This window comes from Streptomyces sp. NPDC048255, assembly GCF_040652415.1.
Classification (GTDB): Bacteria; Actinomycetota; Actinomycetes; order Streptomycetales; family Streptomycetaceae; genus Streptomyces.
The window spans coordinates 171,086-191,431 of record NZ_JBEZMA010000002.1 but is presented as its reverse complement, the minus strand read 5'-3'; the positions used below and the strand labels follow the sequence as shown (position 1 = coordinate 191,431).

Below are 20,346 nucleotides of genomic sequence, written 5' to 3'. Positions count from 1 at the left end.
GCCGCGATGTGGCGACGCGGGGAGTCTACTGGAGCCGCGCCGAACTCCCCATGGTCCTCGGCACCCCCGACACCAACGGCGACGGCGTCCCCGACGTCTGGACCGTCGGCCCGCACGGAATCCAGTACCTCTTCCCCGGCGCACCCACCACGATGCCCGGCACGCCCTCCGGCTCCGACGACGACGGCTGGACCGACTTCCTGACCATCGGATAACCCCACCCACACCACACCGGCAAGCGGCAAGCCGGGCCAGGGCGCACAGCTCTGGCCCAGCTTGCCGCTCCGTCGTGAGATCGTCCGAGACGATACGAGAGAGCGGTGTCTTCGAGTTCCGAGAACGCGTTGTGGTGTAGTCCGGGAGCCTGCTCCCAGAGCGCACGGGGCGGGGACCTGTCCCCCTTCTGTTATGCCGTCGAGGTGACCCGTCAACTGGGATCAGCCGCGACCGTAATGCTCCGAGGGTCGTCAGTTCCTGTGGGTGGCCCAGCGACGACGACCCTCAGTTGGTTACTGCTCGGTGATGAGGGAGGGGAGCTTGCGCATGTCATGGAAGACGGTGGTGCCAGGGCCCTCGAGTCGTTCGGCCGGGGTAAGACCGCCGGCGTAGCCGAAGGCGCGCATGCCGGCTGCACGGGCGGCTTGGACGCCGGGCCGGCTGTCCTCAACCACCACACAGGCTGCGGGATCAACCCCCATGTGGCGGGCGGCGTGCAGGAACAAATCTGGAGCGGGCTTACCGCGGGCGACTTCGGTGGCGCTGTAGATGCGGCCTGCGAAGCGTTCGTACAGGCCGGTGCGGCCCAGGGTGTGGCTCATCTTGTCGTGGGATCCGCTGGAGGCCACACAAGTCGGCAAGGCGATCGCGTCGAGTGCCTCGGGTAGTCCCTCGACAGGGGCGAGGTCGGTATCCACAGCTTCGCGGTGGAGCTGCTCGAACCGCTCCGACCAGATCGCGGCCGTCTCCTCGCCGAGCCGGGCGGCAACCTGCTCGCGAATGGAGGCATGCGAGCGGCCGATGAACCGCTCGACGACCTCGTCCGTGGTAAGAGGCCAGCCCAGCTCCGCTCCCAGGGCGACCTGGACGCGGGCTGCGATGTGTTCGCTGTCGACCAGCACACCGTCGCAGTCGAATATGACGAGTTCAATCGGCTTGATCATCCCGGCAGCATAGGCGCTCGTCAGCCCTCCTCGGCAGCGCGTATCGGCCGATCCGGACGCCTCGCGGGGCGCGTCGTCTCGAGTGGTCCCTTACGGGTAGTCAGGCCCATGCATCAGGGTGGCGGTCCTCGGGAGTCCGGGACTGCTCGGGGTGATCACCGATGGGCACGGAGCAGTGGGAACAGCAGAGTTGGTGCTTGTTCAGGGGCGCAGAGAGCCCCACAGCAACAGCACGAAGGAGCAGTCCGTGGGATCCCGCACGACCGTACTCCGGCGCCTTCTCGTGGCCGGTCTTGCCACCTCCGTCGTCACGATCGGTGCCTGCGTTCCCGCCGCGACGGCGGTCACGTCAGCGCAGCCGCCTGCGCGGTCTTCCGTGTCCACCTTCGACCCCGAACCCTTGCGGAAACTGATCACCCCCCTGCCGAGTTTCGAGACTGGTGCACTGGTCAGAGTCGCCGGCCCGGGCCGCGGCCCGCTGTTGATCGGCGCCGCCGGACCGGTCACCGCCGATGACCACTTCCGCATCGGCAGCGTCACAAAGGTCTTCACCCACACGGTGGCCCTGCAGCTGATCGCGGAGCGCCGCATCGTCTGGACGACCCGGTGCAGCGCCATTTGCCGGACCTGATACCGGCCGACTACAGCACGGTCACGGTGCGACAGCTCCTGGATCACACCAGCGGGCTGCCCAAGCCCGCCCCGACCCCTGGCCCTGGCGGCGAGCAGGGATGGTGGCTGAAGGGCGTGACCCCGGTGGACGGGGTCCGCGAGACGTTCGCGCTGGCCTTGCAGGATCAGGCCTGGCAGGAACACCGCCCCGGCCCCGGCACGGTTCAGCAGTACAACGGGATCAACACGGTGATCGTCGGCCTGCTCGTGGAGAAGGTCACCGGCAACACCCTCCGGCAGGAACTCGACCGGCGGATCCTTCGCCCTCTCCACCTACGGGACACCAGCCTCCCCGCCGCCGATGACATCACCATTCCCGGTCCGCACGCGCGCGTGTCCGTCGGCGGCAATGACGTGACCGAACAGAGCGCCTACCCTTGGGCGGAGGGCGGAATGATCTCCACCACCAGCGATCTCGACCGCTTCATGACGGCCCTGTTCCGCGGTCGCCTCCTCCCGCCGGCCCAGCAGAAGGTGGCCTTCTCGGTCCCACACGTGCCCAACGCGCCGGGCAACAAGAACTGCCGCAACCGGAACGGCCTGCTTCAGCCCCGGCGGCCTGATGCGACTCACCCTCAAGAGCGGCGTCACCGTGTGGGGCAAGACCGGCTCCCGCCCCGGTTGGGACAACGGAATCTTCGCCACCCGCGACCTCGAACGCCGCCTGCTCTACTCCCTCAACCCCAACGACAGCGACAGCGACAGCGACAGCGACGCTGGAAGCCAATACACCAACTACCTAGTGAACATCGCCAACGCGGCCTTCCACGGCGTTGACCCATCACACTGACCGTCGCCGATAACCACCTGCTGGTATGGGCTCCAGCCGGTCTACCCGGACTGTGTCTTCTTCTCCAGTGGCCCTCCTGGGAAGACGCAGAGTCCGAACGAGGCACATCAACGGGCAATCGAGTCGGGGCAGTGCGAGCCGTCCCACGCGCGCTGGACAACCTGGGCCGATTGACTTCCTCGACACGAAGAGCAAAACAAGCCGGCCCTGCTGCTGGATGGCCGCGGAGCGGGCTGATCCCGGAGGCGAAGCCGAAAGGGACCTGGGGTGGGAGCGAAGCGGACCCCCTAGGGGTCGTCCGGCCGATCATGTGACGTCTCGTGCCCGGCTCGTTATCCTGGGCTCAGACTGCCCGGGCAGCTTGTGCCGGAACGCGCCGGATGTCCGGTCATCCTCACATCTCCATGTGATCACGCCTTGACCTCAATCACGCTTGAGGTGTGACGATGATCCACATGACCACGGAATCCACATCCCACGCGGCAGACGTAGAGGCGATCAGGCAGCTCGTCGCCACCGTCGAGCACTCGCAGCAGAACAAGGACCCCGAGGAGTTCCTCGGCCTCTTCCACCCGGACGCGATCTGGACGACTGCCCACGGCAAGGTCCTCATCGGCCTCGACGCGATCTCGGAGTTCACCCGCAAGGTCCTCCCCGCGGCGAGCTGGGACGGCAAGGTCACCTACGAGATGGTCCACGTGCTCTTCATCCGCCCCGACGTCGCGGCGGTCAAGGTCCGTCAGCGTTACCTGGCTCCGGGCGAGGAGAGCGAGGGTGCCCCGCTGTACGTGATCTCGAAGCAAGCCGACGGCCGCTGGCTGCTGACCGCCTGCCAGAACACGGGGGTCGTCGCCGACTAGTGCTGTGAGTGGGGGCGGTTGGTGCAAGAAGGATCTTGGCCTTATCTCTCACAAATGGCCCCCTACCTCTCCGAGACCGAAGCCGCCGACGTCCTCGCGCTGCCGTGCGACCAGATCAGCGAGGACCTCGAGCACGGCCTCGCCGCCCGCCGCTACGCGATGTCAGGCGACCGCCACGCCCTGCACGGGACCATCCTGTGACCGCTGGCTGACCGGGGGAGCGGACGACCTGGCCGTCACCCGTTCGGGCGCTGGCGGGTGCTCCTGGAGCAGACGGAGCGGAGGCTGGGCGCATGGCCGCCATGCTGATCGTCTACCCGCCGGACGCACAGGGCTGGCGCCGGGTCCGCTACGACGGCACCGCCATCGGGGTCGCCCACCGCCCGGCCGACATCCGCGTCTTCCTCGCCGCGGCCGGACTGGAGAACGCCGAGGACGTCGACCTGACCGACCCCGGCTTCGTGGAGTGGAGAGGCGCCGGCCCCGAGGAGTGGGATCCGTCCGTGTGAGGAACGAACCGGGCCTCGCTAGGCGCCGGACAACCATCTGGCACCGAAATCCGAGAGGTCTCGTGCGCGCTGCGCGCGTTCCTCGATCAGCCGACGAAAGCCTGCCACGGAGTACCGTTCGCCCGTGGCCGAGCCGCGCCCGCGGATGCCCGCGACATTCGGCGCGGCTGCCTGGCTCGTTGCTGAGTGCTCTCACCTACGCCCTGGGGCTGTACCACCGGGCCGCCCGCACCGACGCGCTTGTGCGTGTCACTCGTCGTCGGCGTAGAGACGCTGGTCGAGGTCGCTCGCCCACCGCTGCGCCCAGGCGCGGAGCTCGGCCGTCTCGTCCCCGGTGAGGCCATAGGCGGCGAACTCCTCGTCGTCGGCCCAGTCCGCGCCGACCAGGCGGTCGCGGAGGTCCTCGAGACGGAACTCGCCGCGGCCGTGGCGTTCGCCTAGCCGCTCCAGCTCGCCCGTATCACGATGCCCGGAAGCGGCATGGACGTCGATGAGGTCGCGGACGGCGCCGCGGTCGGCCAGCGCGCGGACCTTCGTGCCGACGACGGAGTCGAAGGCCAGGACCGGGCCGTACTCGGTCTGAGCAGGCGGGGTCCAAAAGTGCCCTACCTTTCTAGAGGGTTCGAAATGGTCATTCGTAAGATCAGCGGGACCCAGGGGCTCCGGGCATGGCTGACAAAAGTGAGACCGTCAGATGGCTCAAGGAGCTTGGCCACCCGGAGCCCCGCGACGACTCGACCGCCAATTGGGAGATGCGACTCGATCGCTGCGTAGGGCAACGTCGGCGAGGTCGTCTGCTGGGCTGTGAACACGAGACGAGCTGGCGGAGGTGACCGTGCCCCGTACATGGGCCGGAGTGGACATCGGTAAGGAACACCATCACTGCGTGGTGATCGACCAGGACGGCAAACGGCTGCTGTCCCGCCGGGTCCTGAACGATGAATCGGCCCTGCTGGAACTGATCGGCGACGTCCGCGCCCTCGACTCTGACGTCTTGTGGGCTGTTGACCTCAACGGCGGCGGTGCCGCCCTGCTGATCGGCCTGCTGCTGAGCCACGGCCAGCCGATGGTCTACATCACCGGCCTGACCCTCCACCGTGCCTCGGCCTCCTACCGCGGCGAGGGCAAAACGGACGCCAAGGACGCGTTCATCATCGCCGACCAAGCCCGCATGAGGCGCGACCTCGGCCCGCTGAGGCCTGGCGACGAGGTCGCCGTCGATCTGCGCACTCTGACCGCCCGCCGCACCGACCTCGTAGCCGACCGCACTCGCCAGATCAACCGGCTTCGTTCGCAACTTCTGGAGATCTTCCCCGCGTTGGAACGGTCGCTGGACCTGACCAACAAGGGCCCTGTCGTCCTGCTTACGGGCTACCAGACACCGGCCGCGATCCGCCGCACCGGGGCCAAGCGGATTGAAACGTGGTTGCGCAACCGCAAGGTCCGAGGCGCCGCCACGCTGGCCGGGACGGCGATGGAGGCGGCCGAGGCCCAGCACACGTCCCTTCCTGGAGAGAAGCTGGCCGGCGTCATGGTGGTCCGCCTCGCGAAGGGGGTGATGGCTCTCGATGAGGAGATCGCGGAAGTCGATGCTCTTATCGAGGCCCGGTTTCGCGAGCACCCGCACGCCGAGGTGATCCTCAGCCTGCCCGGCATGGGCAAGACGATGGGCGCCGTGTTCATCGCGGCCACCGGTGGCAACATGAATGCCTTCAGCAGCGCCGACCGGCTCGCGGGCTTCGCCGGACTGGCGCCTGCCCCGCGTGACTCCGGCCGCGTCAGCGGCAATCTCCGCAGACCACGCCGCTTCCACCGGGGCCTTCTCAACGCGATGTACCTCTCCGCACTCTCCAGCCTGAAGACCTGCCCGGCTTCCAAGGCGTTCTACGCGCGCAAGCGCGCCGAAGGGAAGGGACACAAACAGGCACTGCTGGCGCTCGCGCGCCGCCGCCTCAACGTCTTGTGGGCCATGATTCGCGACGGAGCCTGCTACCAGGCCACGCCAGCCGTCATCGCAGCGGCTTGACATCAGCATTGGGAAGCTCCTTGAGGACGTCGACCTCGCAGTCCTCATCGGTGTCCGGGTCGGTGACCATGAGACGGGCGGAGAGCGTGTCCACGTCGATCACCCGTACGCGCCAGCCGCGCTCGTTCAGCCCGAGCTCGAGGCTGGCGACGATCTCGGGCATGGGGGCGGGGTTCTCGGTGGCGACGTCGAGGTCCTGGCTGAGGCGGTCGACCAGGCCGTGGGCCTGCACGGCGTACCCGCCGGTAATGACCAAGGGGTACGGGGTGCCGATGTCGATCACGGCGCTCAGGAGCCGACGGTGCAGGTCAGTGAGCTTCACGCGGCGGCGGATCCCGTGGCGGCGAGCTCGGGGAAGGCGTCCTCCCAGGCCTGCCGCAGGTGCCGGGGAACCAGCGTGCGCAGGGTGGGCCACTGGGCGAGGAGCAGGTCGCGGTTGAGGAGGTTCACGAGGTCCTCGTGCTGGCCTTCCGCCAGGACGGTCCGGTACATGCCCATCCGCAGACGCGGGCGGTCCAGGTCGTACGCCCGCAGGCCGGACCACGCGACGTGCAGCGGAAGGTGCACCACTCCGTGGGCGGGGCCCGCGAGCTTCTCGAGCGAGGCGGGCAGCCGGCTCGCGTACCTGGCATGCAGTACCTCAGCCGCGGAGGGCTCAGGGCCGGTGGAGGAGAGCGTGACCATTGACCTGATTATCCCGTGTCCCGTCCGTCTCGGGTAGCGCAGATGCGACACGCCACCGTGGGGCTACGCCTGCTTGCCGGCCGAGGCCCTGCCCCCGGGGAGGCACCTGTACGCACCGCCTGCCAGTTCTACGCCGAACAATCCGAGACACGTACGTCCGGCAGCGCCCCCCATCAGTTCCGGGTCTGGGAATGCCTCACGCCATCGCACAGAGGATCTGCCACACCGCCCGGCTGCCGGGTGTGCTTCCCGGCGGTCACCACCCTGGCTACAGACCCAGCACGTACCACTGCTTTGTGGATCGGCCATGCAGGTAAAGGTTCCGGCCTCGACCGACGGGACGCGCATAGCTTCGGACCGGGTCTCCGTTGGGCATCGTGAGCGCCGCCTCCTCGACGACGACCGCCTCGCCGTCGGTCATGTGGCAGTAGTGAGCGGTGGTGAGGCCGTCCTGCCGTGCGCAACCACGGCGGCGGCCGCCGAGTAGGAGTACGCGGTCGTCGTGGACCGCCAGTCCGCGTGGAGATGTCACAGGCTGCTCCCACACCCGGAGCTGCCCGCTGGTCCGCGCTTCAAGGAGCGGGGACGTGGGCCAGTAGACAGCCCAGGCGGCGCCATCGGTGACGTTGAGGGCCTCGATGTCTGTGATGTGGTCGATGCCCTGGGGTGGCCAGTACCCCCACAGGTGGCTGCCCCCGCTGTCCCATCGGGCCAGGCCGGCGGAGCTGATCGGATCGCTGTAGATCCCTTCATCCCCGTAGGCGGTCCAGAGGTTGTTGCGGCGGTCCGCCATCATGAACGCCACGCAGGCTCCCATGGCGAAGCAGCGTCGGGAACGGCCGTCACGACCGAATATCTGAGCGTTGCGGTCCCCGACGGAACTCCTGCCCTCCAGAACAATTCGGCCATTGGGCAGAGCGTCAACCCTGTACGGGATCACCGTCACGCGGCGCAAGGTCCGCTCCTGCACCGCTCCCGCGTCATTGATGACGACAAGAGCGTCGAAGGGCAGACTCAGGGGCTCAGGCCGGGCCCTCCCGTAGGAGTTCGACGAGAAAACGGCATCGGGGCAGATCAACCACAGGGCCCTTCCCCACGCATCCACCGTGGAAGCCAGGACCTTCCGGTCGTCGTACTGCCGAGGCAACAGTGCGTAGGGACGCAGTGCCACCTTCTTCAAAAAACCACCTCGCGGGCGAAGGAATACAGCGCCTCATCATCGCAGGGGCCCTCGCCCTGCTCCGCATGGGTATCGCGCAAGTATCAACTCGCGAGTCAAAACTCAAGCTCAGAGGCATCGTAGGTGCCGGTGCTGTCGGTGAGCTGCCGGTCCAAGCGCCCCCTGATCGCTGATCACACTGCTCGTCCGTCTGTCCCTCCGTCCGTCCTGGGGGCGAACCCTCCCGTAGGCCGAAGGCCCAAAGCCGAAAGCCGACCGTCACGGTCGCGGCAACCAGCCGCCGTGGCCCGTCTCGCCCACCGGTCGCGCAAGCACGTGGGGCTGCTGGTCCCGCGAAGAAGCCTGCGGAGTCTTGGAAGGGGACGAGGGGGCCGTCCGTAGCGCGGCTGTGCGCTCGTCGACCTCGCGCGCGTGCCGGACGGGGGCCGTGGACCGCATCCCCTCGCGGAGGGTGGCCTCGCGTCGGATCTCCTCCGCGCCGGCGCCGTGCCGCGCGGCCGCTGTCCGCTGCGCAGCTGCACAGCTGCACAGCTGCGAAGCTGCTGTACGTCGTCGGCGACGCGGGCGTCGAGGCGATCTGCCAGCACGGGGACGCGCTGCCGCAGCGACACCGAGACAGCCTCCATCGCCTGCACGTCCCCGGGCGGCGTCGCCGCCCCGCCCTGCGCGAGCAGGGAGATGTGCTGGTAGCCGGTGAGGATGCCCCAGCCCTCGCGCAGGGCTTGGGCCGACGCTCGTGAGGCGCGCTCGGCCTCGGCGAGCGCAGCCGCGTACTGCTGCTGGTACTGCGCGCTGACGGCGAGGGTTTCCCTCCGGCTGGTGCCGGCCAGGCGGAGGGCCATGCGGCTCTTCTGCGCGGACTGCTCGATCCGTTCGAGGATCTGGCGCACCGACGCGGCGTGCCGCTCTGCGGCCGCATGGCGTTGCGCTTCCTCTCCCGCCCGGTCGGTCCAGGCTCCGGCGCGCGCGAGGACTTCGTACGCCTCAGCGGCGAAGGCGCCGCCGATTTCGGGCTGTGCGCGGGCGTGCCCATCTCTGATCACAGGTGAGGGTGCGAAACCGTCGTCAACGGTGGCTCGCAAGCTGCCCTGACGCGCACCGGCCCGGCCCCGAGAGACTGGGGCCGGGCCGGTGCGCTCCGACGGGAGCTGTGGGTGTCAGCGCAGGATGAACGGTGCTACGTGGGTCGTGGTGTCCGCTCCGCTGATGGTGAACTCCAGGTTGTAGCTGCCGTCCGCCAGCCCCCTGGTGGGGAGGTTGACGACGTAGCCGCGGAGTCCCGCGTCGTACCGGAACGGGGTCGTGAACGGCCTGGTGGTGGGACCGACGACCTGGCTGGGTGTGAGGGTGATGCCGGGGCTGGACAGGTTGACGCCGTTGACGTCGCAGATCCGGAGCCTGATCGGGACCGTGCTGTTCCCGCCGCGGATCGGCCGGCTCGGGTCGTAGAGCAGGCAGATCCGGTACGCCACGGTGTACGTGACGCCCTTGGTGGCCGGGTTGGCGGCGACGTCCGTGGCGTTCACGGTGAAGGTGTGCGAGCCGAAGGTCGAGGTGTCGATCGGGCTGCCATTCGGGACCGTGCCGGCGCAGCTCGCCACACCGGAGGTGGCGTCCGCGCACGAATAGGACGCCGTGACCGACTCATTGAGCAAGTAGGTGCCGGCCGTCGGGCGCACGATGGTGATCGCCGGTGCCACGGTGTCGAGGCGCACGGTGATCGTCTGCGGCGCGGAGGTGTTGCCGGCGTTGTCGGTGGCGGTGAAGGACACCGTCGTCACGCCGTCCGTCGTGATCGGCACGGCGGCGCTCGCGCCGGGCACGTCGGTGGATCCGATCGGATGGGCACCGCTCGCGCTGTAGGTGATCTTCTGGATGCCGGAGCCGCAGGACCCGTCACCGGCGCTGATGTTGACCGTTGCGGGGCTGCTGTTGTTCCAGCCGGCGGCGTTCGGCGATGGCGAGACGCTCGCCGAGGCGGTCGGCGCGGACGTGTCCGCGTCGTATGTGAACCTGCCGGCGGCGGTGACCGGGCTGGTGCCGTTGGCGTTGGTCACCGTGACGTCCACCGTGCCCCGTGCCTGCGGGGGCACCTGCGCGGTCAGTTCCTCCGGCCCGATGACGTTCACGTTCGTCGCGGTCACGGAGCCGAACCTGACGGTGGCGCCGCTCGTGGGGAATTCCGTACCGCGCACGGTCACGGTGTTCACGCACTGGGCCAGTTCGGGTGCGTGGTTCGGGGTGACGCTCGTGACGGTCGGCGGGGACAGCGTGACGCGGTCCATCGCGGTGCCCCAGTCACCGCCGAAGATCCCGGTGTTGGCGACGGCGCCGATCTGCTGGACGGTCCAGACGTCCTTGGGATTGCTCGGGTCGCGGGCGGTGCCCGAGTAGTCGCCCCAGCGCACCCGATTGGGGGCGCAGTTGCACGCGTAGGCTTGCGTACCCGCGGCATAGAAGTCGCCGAACGTCGTCGCCGGGAAGTTGCCGCCCGGCACAGCGATCGCGACCGCGGTGGGGAACATGGTGGACGAGGAGGCCGTGAATCCGGAGAACAGGTCGTCCTCGTCGTTCAGGGCCAGCGACCCGTAGTAGAGGTCTCCGCCCACCAGGCCGAGATCGAGGTTGGTCGCCAGGGTCTGCGTGCCGCCGGTCGAGACCTGGATGTACCGCTGGCAGGCGTGGACCGCGGTGTCGCCGATGGGTGTGCAGCCGACGTTGAAGAGGCCCCACAGGCGGTTGTTCTGCCAGGCGACCGACAGCATCCGGTCCTCGTTGGTCTCGATGAAGGTGTCACCCCCGGCCGGCTGGGCGGCGTCCGGCGGCGCGTTGGCGGTTCCGATGGCGATGGTGTTCTCGGTCTGGTTGACCGCGCTGACGCCGGGCACGCCGGTGATCGTGGTCACCACCACGTCGGTGCCGTCGTGCTCCATCGCGAGCTGGTCGTTGATCCCCGACAGCGAGGTGGCCGGGACGACCTCGAACTTGGTGTTGTCCTGGCCGAACGTCGTGAGGCTGACCGTGCCTCCGGCCAGGAGGTCAGCCTTGTTGGCGACCACGGTCACCACGCCCAGGAATGTCCGGGGGTTCGTGAGCATGTCGTAGTTGTTCCAGCTCAGCGTGACCTTGTCGTTGCTGTAGCCGAGCTTTGGCCGGTCGTGCTGGACGTTGCCGGTGTTGCTTCCGGCGATGTAGACAGACCAGTTTCCGCGGGGGTCGGAGGTGTCGCTGACCGCGACGTCGACCTCGTCCCCGCCGGCCAGGAGTCCCTCGTACGCGGCGAAGAAACGACCGGAACCCGCGTCGTAGTGCACCCGCGGATCACCGCCCGTGTTGGCCGTGAAGCCGAAGAGCGTACCCAGGTCGAAGGTGGCGCCGACGGCGTTGCCGGCCTTGTCGTAGACCTGACCCGACCGGTTCACGAACTGGACGATGTGGGTGGGGCCGACCGCGAGCTGCGTGTCGGAGGGAGTGGTTTGGGCGGCAGCGGCGTTGTCCGCGTTCCCAAGCGTGGGGAAGGTCTTCAGTCGCTCGATGACGGCCGTGGACGGCGCCGCCTTCGGGGATGCCTTTGTGGCCTTCGGGGTCAGGGCCACGGGGGTGACCGGCAGGCTCGCCTCTCGCTTGGGTCCCTCGGGCGCCTTGCGCTTCGGTGGGGCGAGATAGGGCTGCACCTGCGGCTCGGCGGTGCGACGGGGCCGTGGCAGCGATCGTACGTCCACGCGCCGCTTCAGCTTGACCCGCGTCAGCTTCCCCTCGCCGTCCGCCCGCGACGGGCCGGCGGCCGTGGGCGGTACGCCGGGACGCGGCTCGGCGGCCGCCCCGGCGGCCGGCGCGACCACCGTGAGCGTCACGGCGAGCGCGAGGAGAAGTGCGCGCGGCCAGCCGCGCGCCGCGAGGAGCACTCGCCCGTTCACTCCGGGAGGCCGTCTCGACGACACAGGCTCCCCCCTTCAGCCCTCTTCGGAAGTCCGGTCCCGCCCATGGATCGACAGCGGGCGATCGTTGTCCTGCAGTAGCCGATGATCACGGGTGCGTGTCTAGCGCAACTACCCACGGCGCGGCTTCCGCTTGTAGTGCGGCGTGCCGACGCGTCCCCCTCACGGACCATGCCGGGCCGGGCGGCGGACAGGCAGGAGATCAGCCGCTTCGCGCCCATGTCGCACTTCGCGCGCTACGGCACAGCACTGACATAACCCTGCGCCGCACTGATATCTACTGGCTCTGGCCCACATTCGATGAAGCGGTGACGATGAGTGGTCGCGTGTAGTCACCGGTGGTGGAGTACCCGGATGCGGAGTAGGTCGAGGTTGGCGCGGCCGAACATCTGCCTCTTGAGGAATTTGATCTTGTTGACGGTGCCTTCGACGGGGCCGCTGCTGTGGGGCAACGTGAGTCCGGTGGTGACCGCGGCGAGATCGCGGCGTAGGCCGCTCGCGAAGTTGGCCAGGTGCGGCAGGGAATCAGTGGCGGTCACGGTGGTGATCCACTGGTCGAGCAGGTGTCCCTCGCGGTTGGTCATCATGGTGGCGAAGCCACGGACGAAGCCGGCTGCGATGTCGAGTTCGGGGCAGCGGGCAAGGACCTCCTTCAAACGGATTCGGGCGTTGGCGTCCAAGCGGTCGGGGTGTGACATCATCCAGCCGGTGACGCGCCGAGGTGATGGCGGCAGGGACGGTGGAACGGCTGCTGTGGAGTGCCCTCGAAGCGGCCGTAGATAGCCCTGAACAGTGCGAATGCTGCCGGTCCAACCCTGGGCCGCGAGTTCCTGGTGAAGTTGAACAGCGTTGGTGCAGCCCTCGTTCCAACGGTTGATCAGGTAGGGCTTGAACCTGTCGAGCTTGCCGGCTCGGTGGAGGACAGGGGCAAGCAGTTCGTCCGCGCTGGCGGCGTTGGCGAACCTTTGAACGGTGCGGAAGGCCAGGCCGAGGTCGCGGGAGATCGAGTTCAACGATGCACCGCGATCCCTCAGCTGCTGTATTCGGGTGTAGCGGGTACGTGTCCGTTCCACGAAGGGCCGCTCGTTGCCGCCGGAATCGAGCGTCTTGGGACGCTCGGCGGGAGGCTCCGAATCTCTCTGGAATGGATGATCCTGGTCGGCTTCCGCGGTCTCGTCCAAGCGCGCACGATGGGCGCGGACGGTTTGCTCCAGGGCGTCACCGAGGTTGCTCCACAGGTGCCAGCGATCCGCGCACTGGATCGCATCCGGCGCGCCTTCGCGGGCTCCGTCGGCGTAGGCGCCGGCACGGTCGCGGCAGATGACCTCGATGCCGGGATGCGCCTTGAGCCACTGCGCGAGGTGAGCGGAGGTTCGTCCGTCGAGGATGTCGACGGGTCGGCGGCTCTCCAGATCGATCAGGATCGTGGCGTAGGAGTTCCCACGGCGTTTGGCAAAGTCATCGACGCCGAGCAGACGGATCTCGCCGACTTCGGGATCGGGTAACGACCGGAGAATCCGCAGCAATGACGAGCGCCCGGTCACGACACCGGCCACTGCGGCGAGTCGTGCCCCGGCCCGCCCGGCCAGAGCGATGGCCACGCTGGTCAGTAACTCGCGCAATGCTGTCGTCCGGCGGGCGTACCGGTTCGTTAACCCGACGACCTGCTCGGCGAAGATCCGCTGCGAGCATGCCGTTTCCTCGCAGAAGAACCGACGGACAAAGAGACTGATCGAGACCGGCCGTCCGCCCGCGGCCAAGCCGTCCAAAACACGACGGTATCGGCTGTGGACGCGGGCGGAGAACTCTCCGCACGAAGGACACCCCGCCTCCTTGCCAGCGGTCCGGGCGGTGACCACGACCACGTCGCCCAAGTCGTCGACGCCCTGAATCAGTACGTCCTTCAAATCCGGGAGGAACACGCGAGCACAGCAGACATCGTTGCCCGCAAGCGGAGCATTCAGCACGAAGAACCCCGAGGCCGTTCGGTGACGATCAAAGATCCGGTCGACCCAGATCGTCACGGAGCGGCGGGTCTCACACCCGGCTGGTTACGCAATCGCGACCATCCGGGTCCTACCTGCTTCCGGCGCCGAGGCAACAGAAACGCACGATCAGTCACCGCTTCATCGAATGTGGGCCAGAGCCCATCTACTCTGCGCGCGACACCTGTGTGCGGGGTCTTCCGGGTGGCCGTCCGGCGGAGCTGGGACACCGTGCTCGCAGCACGGGGATGTCACGAGTGGTCGCGGACCGACCTACGCCGCGCAGAACTCGTTGCCTTCCGGGTCCTGCATGACCCACCAGTGCCCGGCCGGTCCCTTGTCGACCTCGCGGACGCGGGTTGCCCCCAGGTCTTCCAGTCGGGCCACCAGCTTGTCGAGGCCACCGGGCTCGCTGTGGACGTCGAGGTGCAGGCGGTTCTTGCCGGACTTGCCCTCGGGCACGTCCTGGAAGAGCAGCCGCCGGCCGCGGCCGACGCCGCTGGTCTGATCGAACGGGTCCTCGGGGTGGCGGATCGCGGCGTAGCCGCGGAAGGACTTGCGGCCGTGATGCTCGACGACCGCGTCGTCACCGATGTGGCCGGCGGCCAGCAGTTGCTCGATGAGAGCGCTGGGGTCTTCCACCTCGTACTCCAGGGCAGCGGCCCAGAAGTCCGCGAGGACGGACGCGTTCGTGCTGTCGATGACCAGCTTCCAACTCAGTGCCATGTAACCAGTTATATTGGTTACATGGAGTCCTTCGCAACCAAGGGGCTGACGCTGCGCTCCCATACCGGCGTCGCCTACCGGTTCGACCCCGGCGCGCTGTGCCTGGAACTGCTGGTCACCGGCGGCCCCGGCCCCTACCGCCGGTACGAGGTCCTGCACGAGCCCGCCGACCTGGCCGCCTGGGCGGAGCGGTCGCGGCTGACGCCGACGCCCGTGCTGGAGATCTCCGAAGCAGAGGTGGTCGGTATGCGAAGGCTGCGCGACGCACTGTTCCGGGTGATCACCGCCCACACACGCGGCGAGCCGCACCCGCCTGGCGACCTGGAGGTCATCAACGAGGCATCCGCGCGACCGTCCCTGGCACCCGCCATCACGCCGGCCGGAAAGCGCCAGTGGGCCGGAACACCCACCGGCACGAACCTGGCGGCCACCGTCGCCCGGGACGCCGTCGAGCTGCTGACGGGACCCTTCGCACACCGCATCCGCACCTGCGCCGCCGAGGACTGCCACCTCGTCTACGTCGACACCTCGCGCCCCGGCCGCCGCCGCTGGTGCTCCATGGAGCACTGCGGCAACCGCCACAAGGTCAGGGCGCTGCGCGCCCGCCACTCCGAGGAAGGATGACCGTCATGCCCACAGGACTCACCAAGGACGCCGGCTGGCAGATCGGCGTGTCCCGCACCCTGCCCCACCCCGCGCCCATCGTCTGGGACTTCATCAGCAGCCCCGAAGGCATCGCCCTCTGGCTCGGCACCGGCGCGGTCCTCACCCCGGAACGCGGCACCTCTTACCGGACGACCGAAGGAGTGGCGGGCGAGGTCCGCGGCTACCGCCCCGCAGACCGCATCCGCGTCACCCACGGCACCACCACAGTCCAGGTCGCCCTTGCCCCCGCCGCCGACGGAGCCCGCACGACACTCCGCTTCCACCAGGAACACCTGGCGAGTGCCGAAGAGCGCGAACGGCAACGGGCGCACTGGCAGCGCGTCATGGACCAGGTTGCTACCGCCCTCGACCGGCAGTGACGGCAGCGCGCAATATCTGACCGGAGACCGGTGCCCATGTATGTCCGCGGACAAAAGTCGGTGTGGTGGCTGCCAGCTCCCCTGGTTGTTCTCCAGCAGCAGCAGGGGCAGCTCCTCGCGCTGCTCGGGCAAACCCAGCCCCGCCGGCGATTGAGGGGCGGGGCCTGGGGCAGAGCTCCAGCAACGGCGCCGCACCCGGCCGGGGCAAGGGCAGAGCCCCAGCAACGGCGCCGCACCGCCCGGCAAGGGTTACCGCATCGGATACTCGGCCTTCTGCGCGAGCCTGCCGTCCTTGAAGCAGAAGCGGAACATGGTCTCCTTGCCGGCCTTGGTCTCGCCGCCGGAGACGTACCAGGAGCACGTGCTGCCCTCGGGCTCGGCCGGGCCGCCCTCCTTGAGGACGCTCTTGACGAAGGTGTCGCCCGAGGGGAGCTTCCCGCGGACCTCGTCCTCCGGGTCGCCGGTCCGCACGGCCTCGTAGACCTTGGGGTCCACGAGGGTCTTGTCCGCTATGTCGAGGACCTTCCCCATGCCGAAGACCAGGGCGACGAGGAGCCCGACGCCCACCACCAGCGCCACGCCGCAGCCGATCAGACAACCCTTGCGCTGTGCCACGCCCGTTCCTCCGTGTCGTGCCGTGTCCGGCGCCGTTCACCGTGACACCCCTACCTTCGCCGGAGCCGGGGGTGCGGGGCTGCCCTCCAAAGTCTTCGGCCGTCGCGACGATCGTCGTTCGAGGTCGGGCTGCCCTTCCGGGTATACATGGAGAAGATCGACTATTCGGGCGAAGCGAGAGGAACCACCATGACTGAGCAGCCCGTCGAGCCTCTGATCGTCGTCGGCGTGGACGGTTCGAAGCATTCCAAGGAGGCCCTGCGCTGGGGAGTCGAGCAGGCCCGGATGGTGGGCGGCCGGGTGCACGCCGTCATGGCCTGGGAGTGGAACCGCAATCCCTTCGCGATCGGTACGGCCGCCGCGCACACCGCCGAGGAAGAGGTGGTCACGGCCGAGGAGGCGGCCCGGCGGAAGCTGGCGGACACCGTGGCCTCGTCCGTGGGCACCTCGCCCGGCGTGCCGGTGTTCCGCCGCGTCGAACAGGGCTCCCCCGCCCAGGTCCTGGTCGACGCCTCCAAGGAGGCCGACCTGATGGTGGTCGGCACCCGCGGGTACGGCGGTTTCAGGGGCGCTCTGCTGGGGTCGGTCAGCCAGCAGGTGGTGCAGTACTCCGCCAGCACCGTCGTGGTCGTCCGGGAGGGCGCGGACGCAGACGACTGAGGCGCCCGGGCGGCCTACGACCCCGGCGTCACCAGGTCCCCGGGGTCCGTGTTGGCCCCGCAGAGGATGACGGCGACCCGCTCGCCGGGCGGCCGCGGCGCACCGCGCAGGGCCGCCAGGGCGGTGGCGGCTCCGGTTTCGACCACGAGCCGGTGCTCCTCCCACAGGGCGCGCCGGGCGGCGCTGATCGCGGTGTCGGGGACGAGCACCGACTCCACGTCCGCCTCCCGCGCGGCCGCCAGCGCGTCCGCCGAGACCCGGGTGGCTCCCAGGGAGTCCGCGGCCACCGAGTCCACGGCGACGTCCACGGGCCGCCCCGCGGCGAGGGCCGCGTTCAGGGCCCGGCAGTTCTCCGGTTCGGCGGCGATCACCCGTACGCCGTGCTCGCGCGCGGCGGTGGCGACCCCGGCGAAGAGTCCCCCGCCGCCGACGGCGACGACCACGGTGTCCAGGCCGGGCAGGGCGGCCCGGATCTCGTCGAGCAGGGTCCCGGCGCCCGCCGCGATGAGCGGGTGGTCGTACGCGTGGCTGCTGAGGGCTCCGGTGCCGGCCGCGAACTCCTGGCAGGCGGCCAGTGCTTCGGCGTAGCGGTCACCGACCAGGCGCACCTGGGCCCCGTACCGCCGCAGGCGCTCCACCTTCACGCGCGGGGCGTTGGCGGGCAGGAACACGGTCGCGGGCACGGACCGCGCGCGGGCCGCCCAGGCGCAGGCGAGGCCCGCGTTGCCGCCGGAGGCGATGGTGACGCCGGCGGCGGGGAGGGTGCCGGCGCGGTGGTGGGCGGCGAGGAAGTTGAGGGCGCCGCGCGCCTTGAAGGACCCGGTGTGCTGGAGGTGCTCCAGCGCGTACCAGACCCCTTCCGCTGCGGGGGCCACGGTCACGGGCCGTATCCCTCCGGCGATCCGGTCGGCGGCGGCGCGTACGGCGGCGTAGTCGAGCTGCTGTTCCATGGTCGGACTGCCTTTCAGACGGCGGGCCGGGCGGCCTCGATGAGCTGGCGCAGCGCGCCGTAGTACACCTCGTGGTCGGTCAGCGGGGGCAGTACGTCGGCCAGCCCGCCCGAGAGCACGGGGAACCGCTGCGGGTCCAGCGCGGCGAGGGCCGCCCGGGAGGCCTCGGTGGCCGCGGCCGGGTCCCGGTGGTCCACGAAGGCCGCGCTGCCCAGGGTGAGCAGGTACATGCGGCGGTAGACGGTCATCGCCTCGGCGGCGGTCATACCGGCGGCCACGCTGTCGGCGAGGGCGGGCTCCACGAGCCGGGCGAGCAGCTGCCGCCCCAGCCAGGGCCGGCCGCCGCGCAGCACCAGCAGCCCGGGGTGGGCGGTGAGGAGCCGGTAGAGGGCGGTGAAGCGCAGCTCGGTGGCCTCGGCCCAGTCCGTCCCGGCGGGGACCTCGGGCAGCTGTGCGGCGAGGTGTTCGGTGCACAGGTCCAGCAGTCCGGCGAGGTCGGTGCAGCGGCGCTGGACGGTGGCGTGGGAGACGTCGAGCCGGTCGGCGAGGGCGCGGAAGCTCAGGCTCTGCGGTCCTTCCTCGTCGAGGATCCGCAGGGCTGCGAGCGCGATCACCCCGGGTGTCGCGCGGTCGAGGGCGGCTGATCTCCTAGGCATGAGATACAGCGTATCAGCCGGTGTATCTCACGGTGCGGCGATCAAGGGGCCGCACGACGGCCCACCCCTTTCGTGTGACGTCGACTACGGCCATATTGCTGGTCATTGACTCATAATCATCGACTTGTGTTGACAGTGAGTAATCGCACCGCTGCACTAGGGCGTCACTGCCCTCGGTACGCCCGCCCCACGTCAAGGAGACTCCGTGCCGCCTCGCCTGCGTGCGTCGCTCCCCTGCCTGACCGCGGCCGCCCTGCTCGCCCTCGCGCTCGCCCCCGCCCCGGCGGCGGCCGAGCCCACCGCGACCTCGGACACCCCGCTCGCGCTCACCCCGCCCATGGGATGGAACAACTGGGCGCACTACATGTGCGACATCGACGAGGCCAAGGTGATCGCCAACGCCGACGCGCTCGTGTCCACCGGGCTCGCCGCCAAGGGCTACGACACGGTGACCGTCGACGACTGCTGGATGACGAAGAGCCGGGACGCTCAGGGCAACCTGGTCGTCGACACGCAGAAGTTCCCGCGCGGCATGGCCTGGCTCGGCGAGTACCTCCACGCCAAGGGCCTGAAGTTCGGCATCTACGAGGACGCCGGCTCCCTGACCTGCGAGAAGTACCCGGGCAGTGGTGCGCCCCAGGGCGGCGGCGCTGACCACTACGCGCAGGACGCCCGGCAGTTCGCCTCCTGGAAGGTGGACTACGTCAAGATGGACGGCTGCAACCTGTGGGTGCCGGAGGGCAAGACCAAGGAGCAGGCCTACCGCGACGCCTACAACGCCGTCGCCGCGGCGCTGCGCGCCAGCGGACGCGACATGGTGCTCTCCGCGTCCGCGCCCGCCTACTTCCAGCAGGGCGAATGGGGCAGCCCTGACTGGCACAAGGTGCTCGGCTGGGTCGGCGAGACCGGCCAGCTGTGGCGCGAGGGCCGGGACATCAAGGTGTACAACCCGGCCGCGCCCGCCACCTCGCGCTGGAGCTCGGTGATGGGCAACTACGGGTACAACCGCTGGCTCGGCCGGTACGCGTCGCCCGGCAACTGGAACGATCCCGACTTCCTGATCGCGGGCGCGCCCGGTCTGACCGCGGCCGAGAGCCGCAGCCAGGTCGCCCTCTGGGCCATGATGGCGGCCCCCTTCATCCTGTCCTCCGACGTCTCCGCGCTCACCCCGCAGGGTCTCGCGGCCCTCGGCAACACCGATCTGATCGCGCTGGACCAGGACCCGATGGGCCGTCAGGGCGCGGTGGTCTCCTCCAACGCCACCTTCGAGATCCTGGTCCGGCCGCTCGCGAACGGCGACCGTGCGGTGGCCGTGCTCAACCGCTCGGCCCGCGACCGCGACATCGCCGTACCCCTCGAGGAGTTGGGGCTGCACGGGTGCACGTCCGCCGAGGCCAAGAACCTGTGGACCGGGGAACGCCGGGAGATCTCCGACACGTTGACCGGGAAGGTGGCCGCGCACGACACCGGGGTCTGGCGCCTCACCCCGAACGGCTGCGCCGAGGCCGTGCCCACCGGGCAGATCGCCGGTGACGGCGCCAGGTGCGCCGACGGGGCCAACACCACGGGCGTCGGCGCGGTCGTAATGGCGGCCTGCACCGGGGCTCCCGACCAGCGCTGGATCCTGGGCGAGGACGCGCGCCTGCGGCTCGCCGGCGACTGCCTGTCGGCGGGCGAGGACGGCCTGGTGGAGCTGGCGAACTGCGCCTCCCGGGAGGACGAGCAGCCCGGCCAGAGCTGGCGGCACCGCCGGGACGGGGCCCTGGTCGAGGAGGCCAGCGGGCTGTGCCTGACGGCTCCCGCCGCGGCCGCGACCCCGGACGCCCCCGCCGAGCGGCTGCGGTTGACGGCCTGCGGCGACCACCGGGTCGACCAGGCCTGGTCCCTGCCGGTCTGACGGCGCGACCACG

18 protein-coding genes and 3 pseudogenes are annotated in these 20,346 nt (G+C 69.5%); 10 read left to right on the top strand and 11 right to left on the bottom strand.

What is annotated here, in order from left to right; genetic code table 11:
- Positions 1-8: 8 nt before the first annotated feature.
- Positions 9-215: a hypothetical protein gene (locus AB0D94_RS03330; protein WP_362044815.1), complete on the top strand. Its 207-nt coding sequence runs from the start codon at positions 9-11 to the stop codon at positions 213-215.
- Positions 216-509: 294 nt separating this feature from the next.
- Here the strand turns inward: AB0D94_RS03330 and AB0D94_RS03325 are convergent, their stop codons facing one another.
- A complete protein-coding gene (locus tag AB0D94_RS03325) occupies positions 510-1,160 on the bottom strand; it encodes an HAD family hydrolase (protein WP_362044813.1) in 651 nt (216 codons plus the stop codon).
- 118 nt (positions 1,161-1,278) lie between these two features.
- Here AB0D94_RS03325 and AB0D94_RS03320 point away from each other — a divergent pair.
- From AB0D94_RS03320 to AB0D94_RS03305, 4 genes and pseudogenes are all read left to right on the top strand, one after another.
- A pseudogene (locus AB0D94_RS03320) lies at positions 1,279-2,609 on the top strand (serine hydrolase domain-containing protein).
- Positions 2,610-3,077: 468 nt separating this feature from the next.
- Positions 3,078-3,482, top strand: a complete 405-nt coding sequence (locus AB0D94_RS03315) for an SgcJ/EcaC family oxidoreductase (RefSeq protein ID WP_362044811.1) — start codon at positions 3,078-3,080, stop codon at positions 3,480-3,482.
- A 54-nt stretch (positions 3,483-3,536) separates the two neighbouring features.
- Positions 3,537-3,683, top strand: a complete 147-nt coding sequence (locus AB0D94_RS03310; RefSeq protein ID WP_362044809.1) for a hypothetical protein — start codon at positions 3,537-3,539, stop codon at positions 3,681-3,683.
- A gap of 92 nt (positions 3,684-3,775) precedes the next feature.
- The gene (locus AB0D94_RS03305; RefSeq protein ID WP_362044807.1) at positions 3,776-3,991 is read left to right on the top strand and encodes a hypothetical protein; all 216 of its coding nucleotides are present in this window, start codon (positions 3,776-3,778) and stop codon (positions 3,989-3,991) included.
- Positions 3,992-4,240: 249 nt separating this feature from the next.
- Here AB0D94_RS03305 and AB0D94_RS03300 read toward each other — a convergent pair.
- A pseudogene (locus AB0D94_RS03300) lies at positions 4,241-4,591 on the bottom strand (nucleotidyl transferase AbiEii/AbiGii toxin family protein); the annotation flags it as partial.
- 229 nt (positions 4,592-4,820) lie between these two features.
- On the opposite strand from AB0D94_RS03300, the gene AB0D94_RS03295 reads away from it, so the two are divergent.
- Entirely contained in the window at positions 4,821-6,017 is a 1,197-nt protein-coding gene (locus AB0D94_RS03295) for an IS110 family transposase (protein WP_362044805.1), read from the top strand.
- A gap of 16 nt (positions 6,018-6,033) precedes the next feature.
- Here AB0D94_RS03295 and AB0D94_RS03290 read toward each other — a convergent pair.
- From AB0D94_RS03290 to AB0D94_RS03265, 6 genes and pseudogenes are all read right to left on the bottom strand, one after another.
- Positions 6,034-6,339 (bottom strand): annotated as a pseudogene (locus AB0D94_RS03290) (hypothetical protein); the annotation flags it as partial.
- Positions 6,336-6,701, bottom strand: coding sequence for a hypothetical protein (locus AB0D94_RS03285; RefSeq protein ID WP_362044803.1), 366 nt, complete (start codon positions 6,699-6,701; stop codon positions 6,336-6,338). The pseudogene AB0D94_RS03290 and the gene AB0D94_RS03285, both read right to left, overlap by 4 nt.
- Positions 6,702-6,969: 268 nt before the next feature.
- Positions 6,970-7,872, bottom strand: a complete 903-nt coding sequence (locus AB0D94_RS03280) for a hypothetical protein (RefSeq protein WP_362045041.1) — start codon at positions 7,870-7,872, stop codon at positions 6,970-6,972.
- A 1,166-nt stretch (positions 7,873-9,038) separates the two neighbouring features.
- Complete coding sequence (locus AB0D94_RS03275; protein ID WP_362044801.1) at positions 9,039-11,798, bottom strand: IPT/TIG domain-containing protein; 2,760 nt, start codon at positions 11,796-11,798, stop codon at positions 9,039-9,041.
- A 353-nt stretch (positions 11,799-12,151) separates the two neighbouring features.
- Positions 12,152-13,843, bottom strand: coding sequence for an ISL3 family transposase (locus tag AB0D94_RS03270; RefSeq protein WP_362044799.1), 1,692 nt, complete (start codon positions 13,841-13,843; stop codon positions 12,152-12,154).
- Between the two features lie 234 nt (positions 13,844-14,077).
- Positions 14,078-14,530: a VOC family protein gene (locus AB0D94_RS03265; protein ID WP_362044797.1), complete on the bottom strand. Its 453-nt coding sequence runs from the start codon at positions 14,528-14,530 to the stop codon at positions 14,078-14,080.
- A gap of 21 nt (positions 14,531-14,551) precedes the next feature.
- Between AB0D94_RS03265 and AB0D94_RS03260 the strand changes: the two genes are divergently transcribed.
- Both AB0D94_RS03260 and AB0D94_RS03255 read left to right on the top strand, forming a co-directional pair.
- Complete coding sequence (locus AB0D94_RS03260) at positions 14,552-15,154, top strand: CGNR zinc finger domain-containing protein (protein WP_362044795.1); 603 nt, start codon at positions 14,552-14,554, stop codon at positions 15,152-15,154.
- A gap of 5 nt (positions 15,155-15,159) precedes the next feature.
- Positions 15,160-15,555 carry an SRPBCC domain-containing protein gene (locus tag AB0D94_RS03255; RefSeq protein ID WP_362044793.1) on the top strand — a complete coding sequence of 132 codons (396 nt, stop codon included), beginning with the start codon at positions 15,160-15,162 and terminating at the stop codon, positions 15,553-15,555.
- Positions 15,556-15,804: 249 nt separating this feature from the next.
- On the opposite strand, the gene AB0D94_RS03250 is transcribed toward AB0D94_RS03255, so the two are convergent.
- Positions 15,805-16,170: a hypothetical protein gene (locus tag AB0D94_RS03250; protein ID WP_362044791.1), complete on the bottom strand. Its 366-nt coding sequence runs from the start codon at positions 16,168-16,170 to the stop codon at positions 15,805-15,807.
- Positions 16,171-16,359: 189 nt separating this feature from the next.
- Between AB0D94_RS03250 and AB0D94_RS03245 the strand changes: the two genes are divergently transcribed.
- Positions 16,360-16,830, top strand: coding sequence for a universal stress protein (locus AB0D94_RS03245; protein ID WP_362044789.1), 471 nt, complete (start codon positions 16,360-16,362; stop codon positions 16,828-16,830).
- 14 nt (positions 16,831-16,844) lie between these two features.
- Here the strand turns inward: AB0D94_RS03245 and AB0D94_RS03240 are convergent, their stop codons facing one another.
- Together AB0D94_RS03240 and AB0D94_RS03235 are read right to left on the bottom strand one after the other, a co-directional pair.
- The gene (locus tag AB0D94_RS03240; protein WP_362044787.1) at positions 16,845-17,780 is read right to left on the bottom strand and encodes a serine/threonine dehydratase; all 936 of its coding nucleotides are present in this window, start codon (positions 17,778-17,780) and stop codon (positions 16,845-16,847) included.
- A gap of 14 nt (positions 17,781-17,794) precedes the next feature.
- Positions 17,795-18,436, bottom strand: a complete 642-nt coding sequence (locus tag AB0D94_RS03235; RefSeq protein ID WP_362044785.1) for a TetR/AcrR family transcriptional regulator C-terminal domain-containing protein — start codon at positions 18,434-18,436, stop codon at positions 17,795-17,797.
- A 205-nt stretch (positions 18,437-18,641) separates the two neighbouring features.
- Between AB0D94_RS03235 and AB0D94_RS03230 the strand changes: the two genes are divergently transcribed.
- Positions 18,642-20,333 carry a ricin-type beta-trefoil lectin domain protein gene (locus tag AB0D94_RS03230; protein ID WP_362044783.1) on the top strand — a complete coding sequence of 564 codons (1,692 nt, stop codon included), beginning with the start codon at positions 18,642-18,644 and terminating at the stop codon, positions 20,331-20,333.
- Positions 20,334-20,346 lie beyond the last annotated feature (13 nt).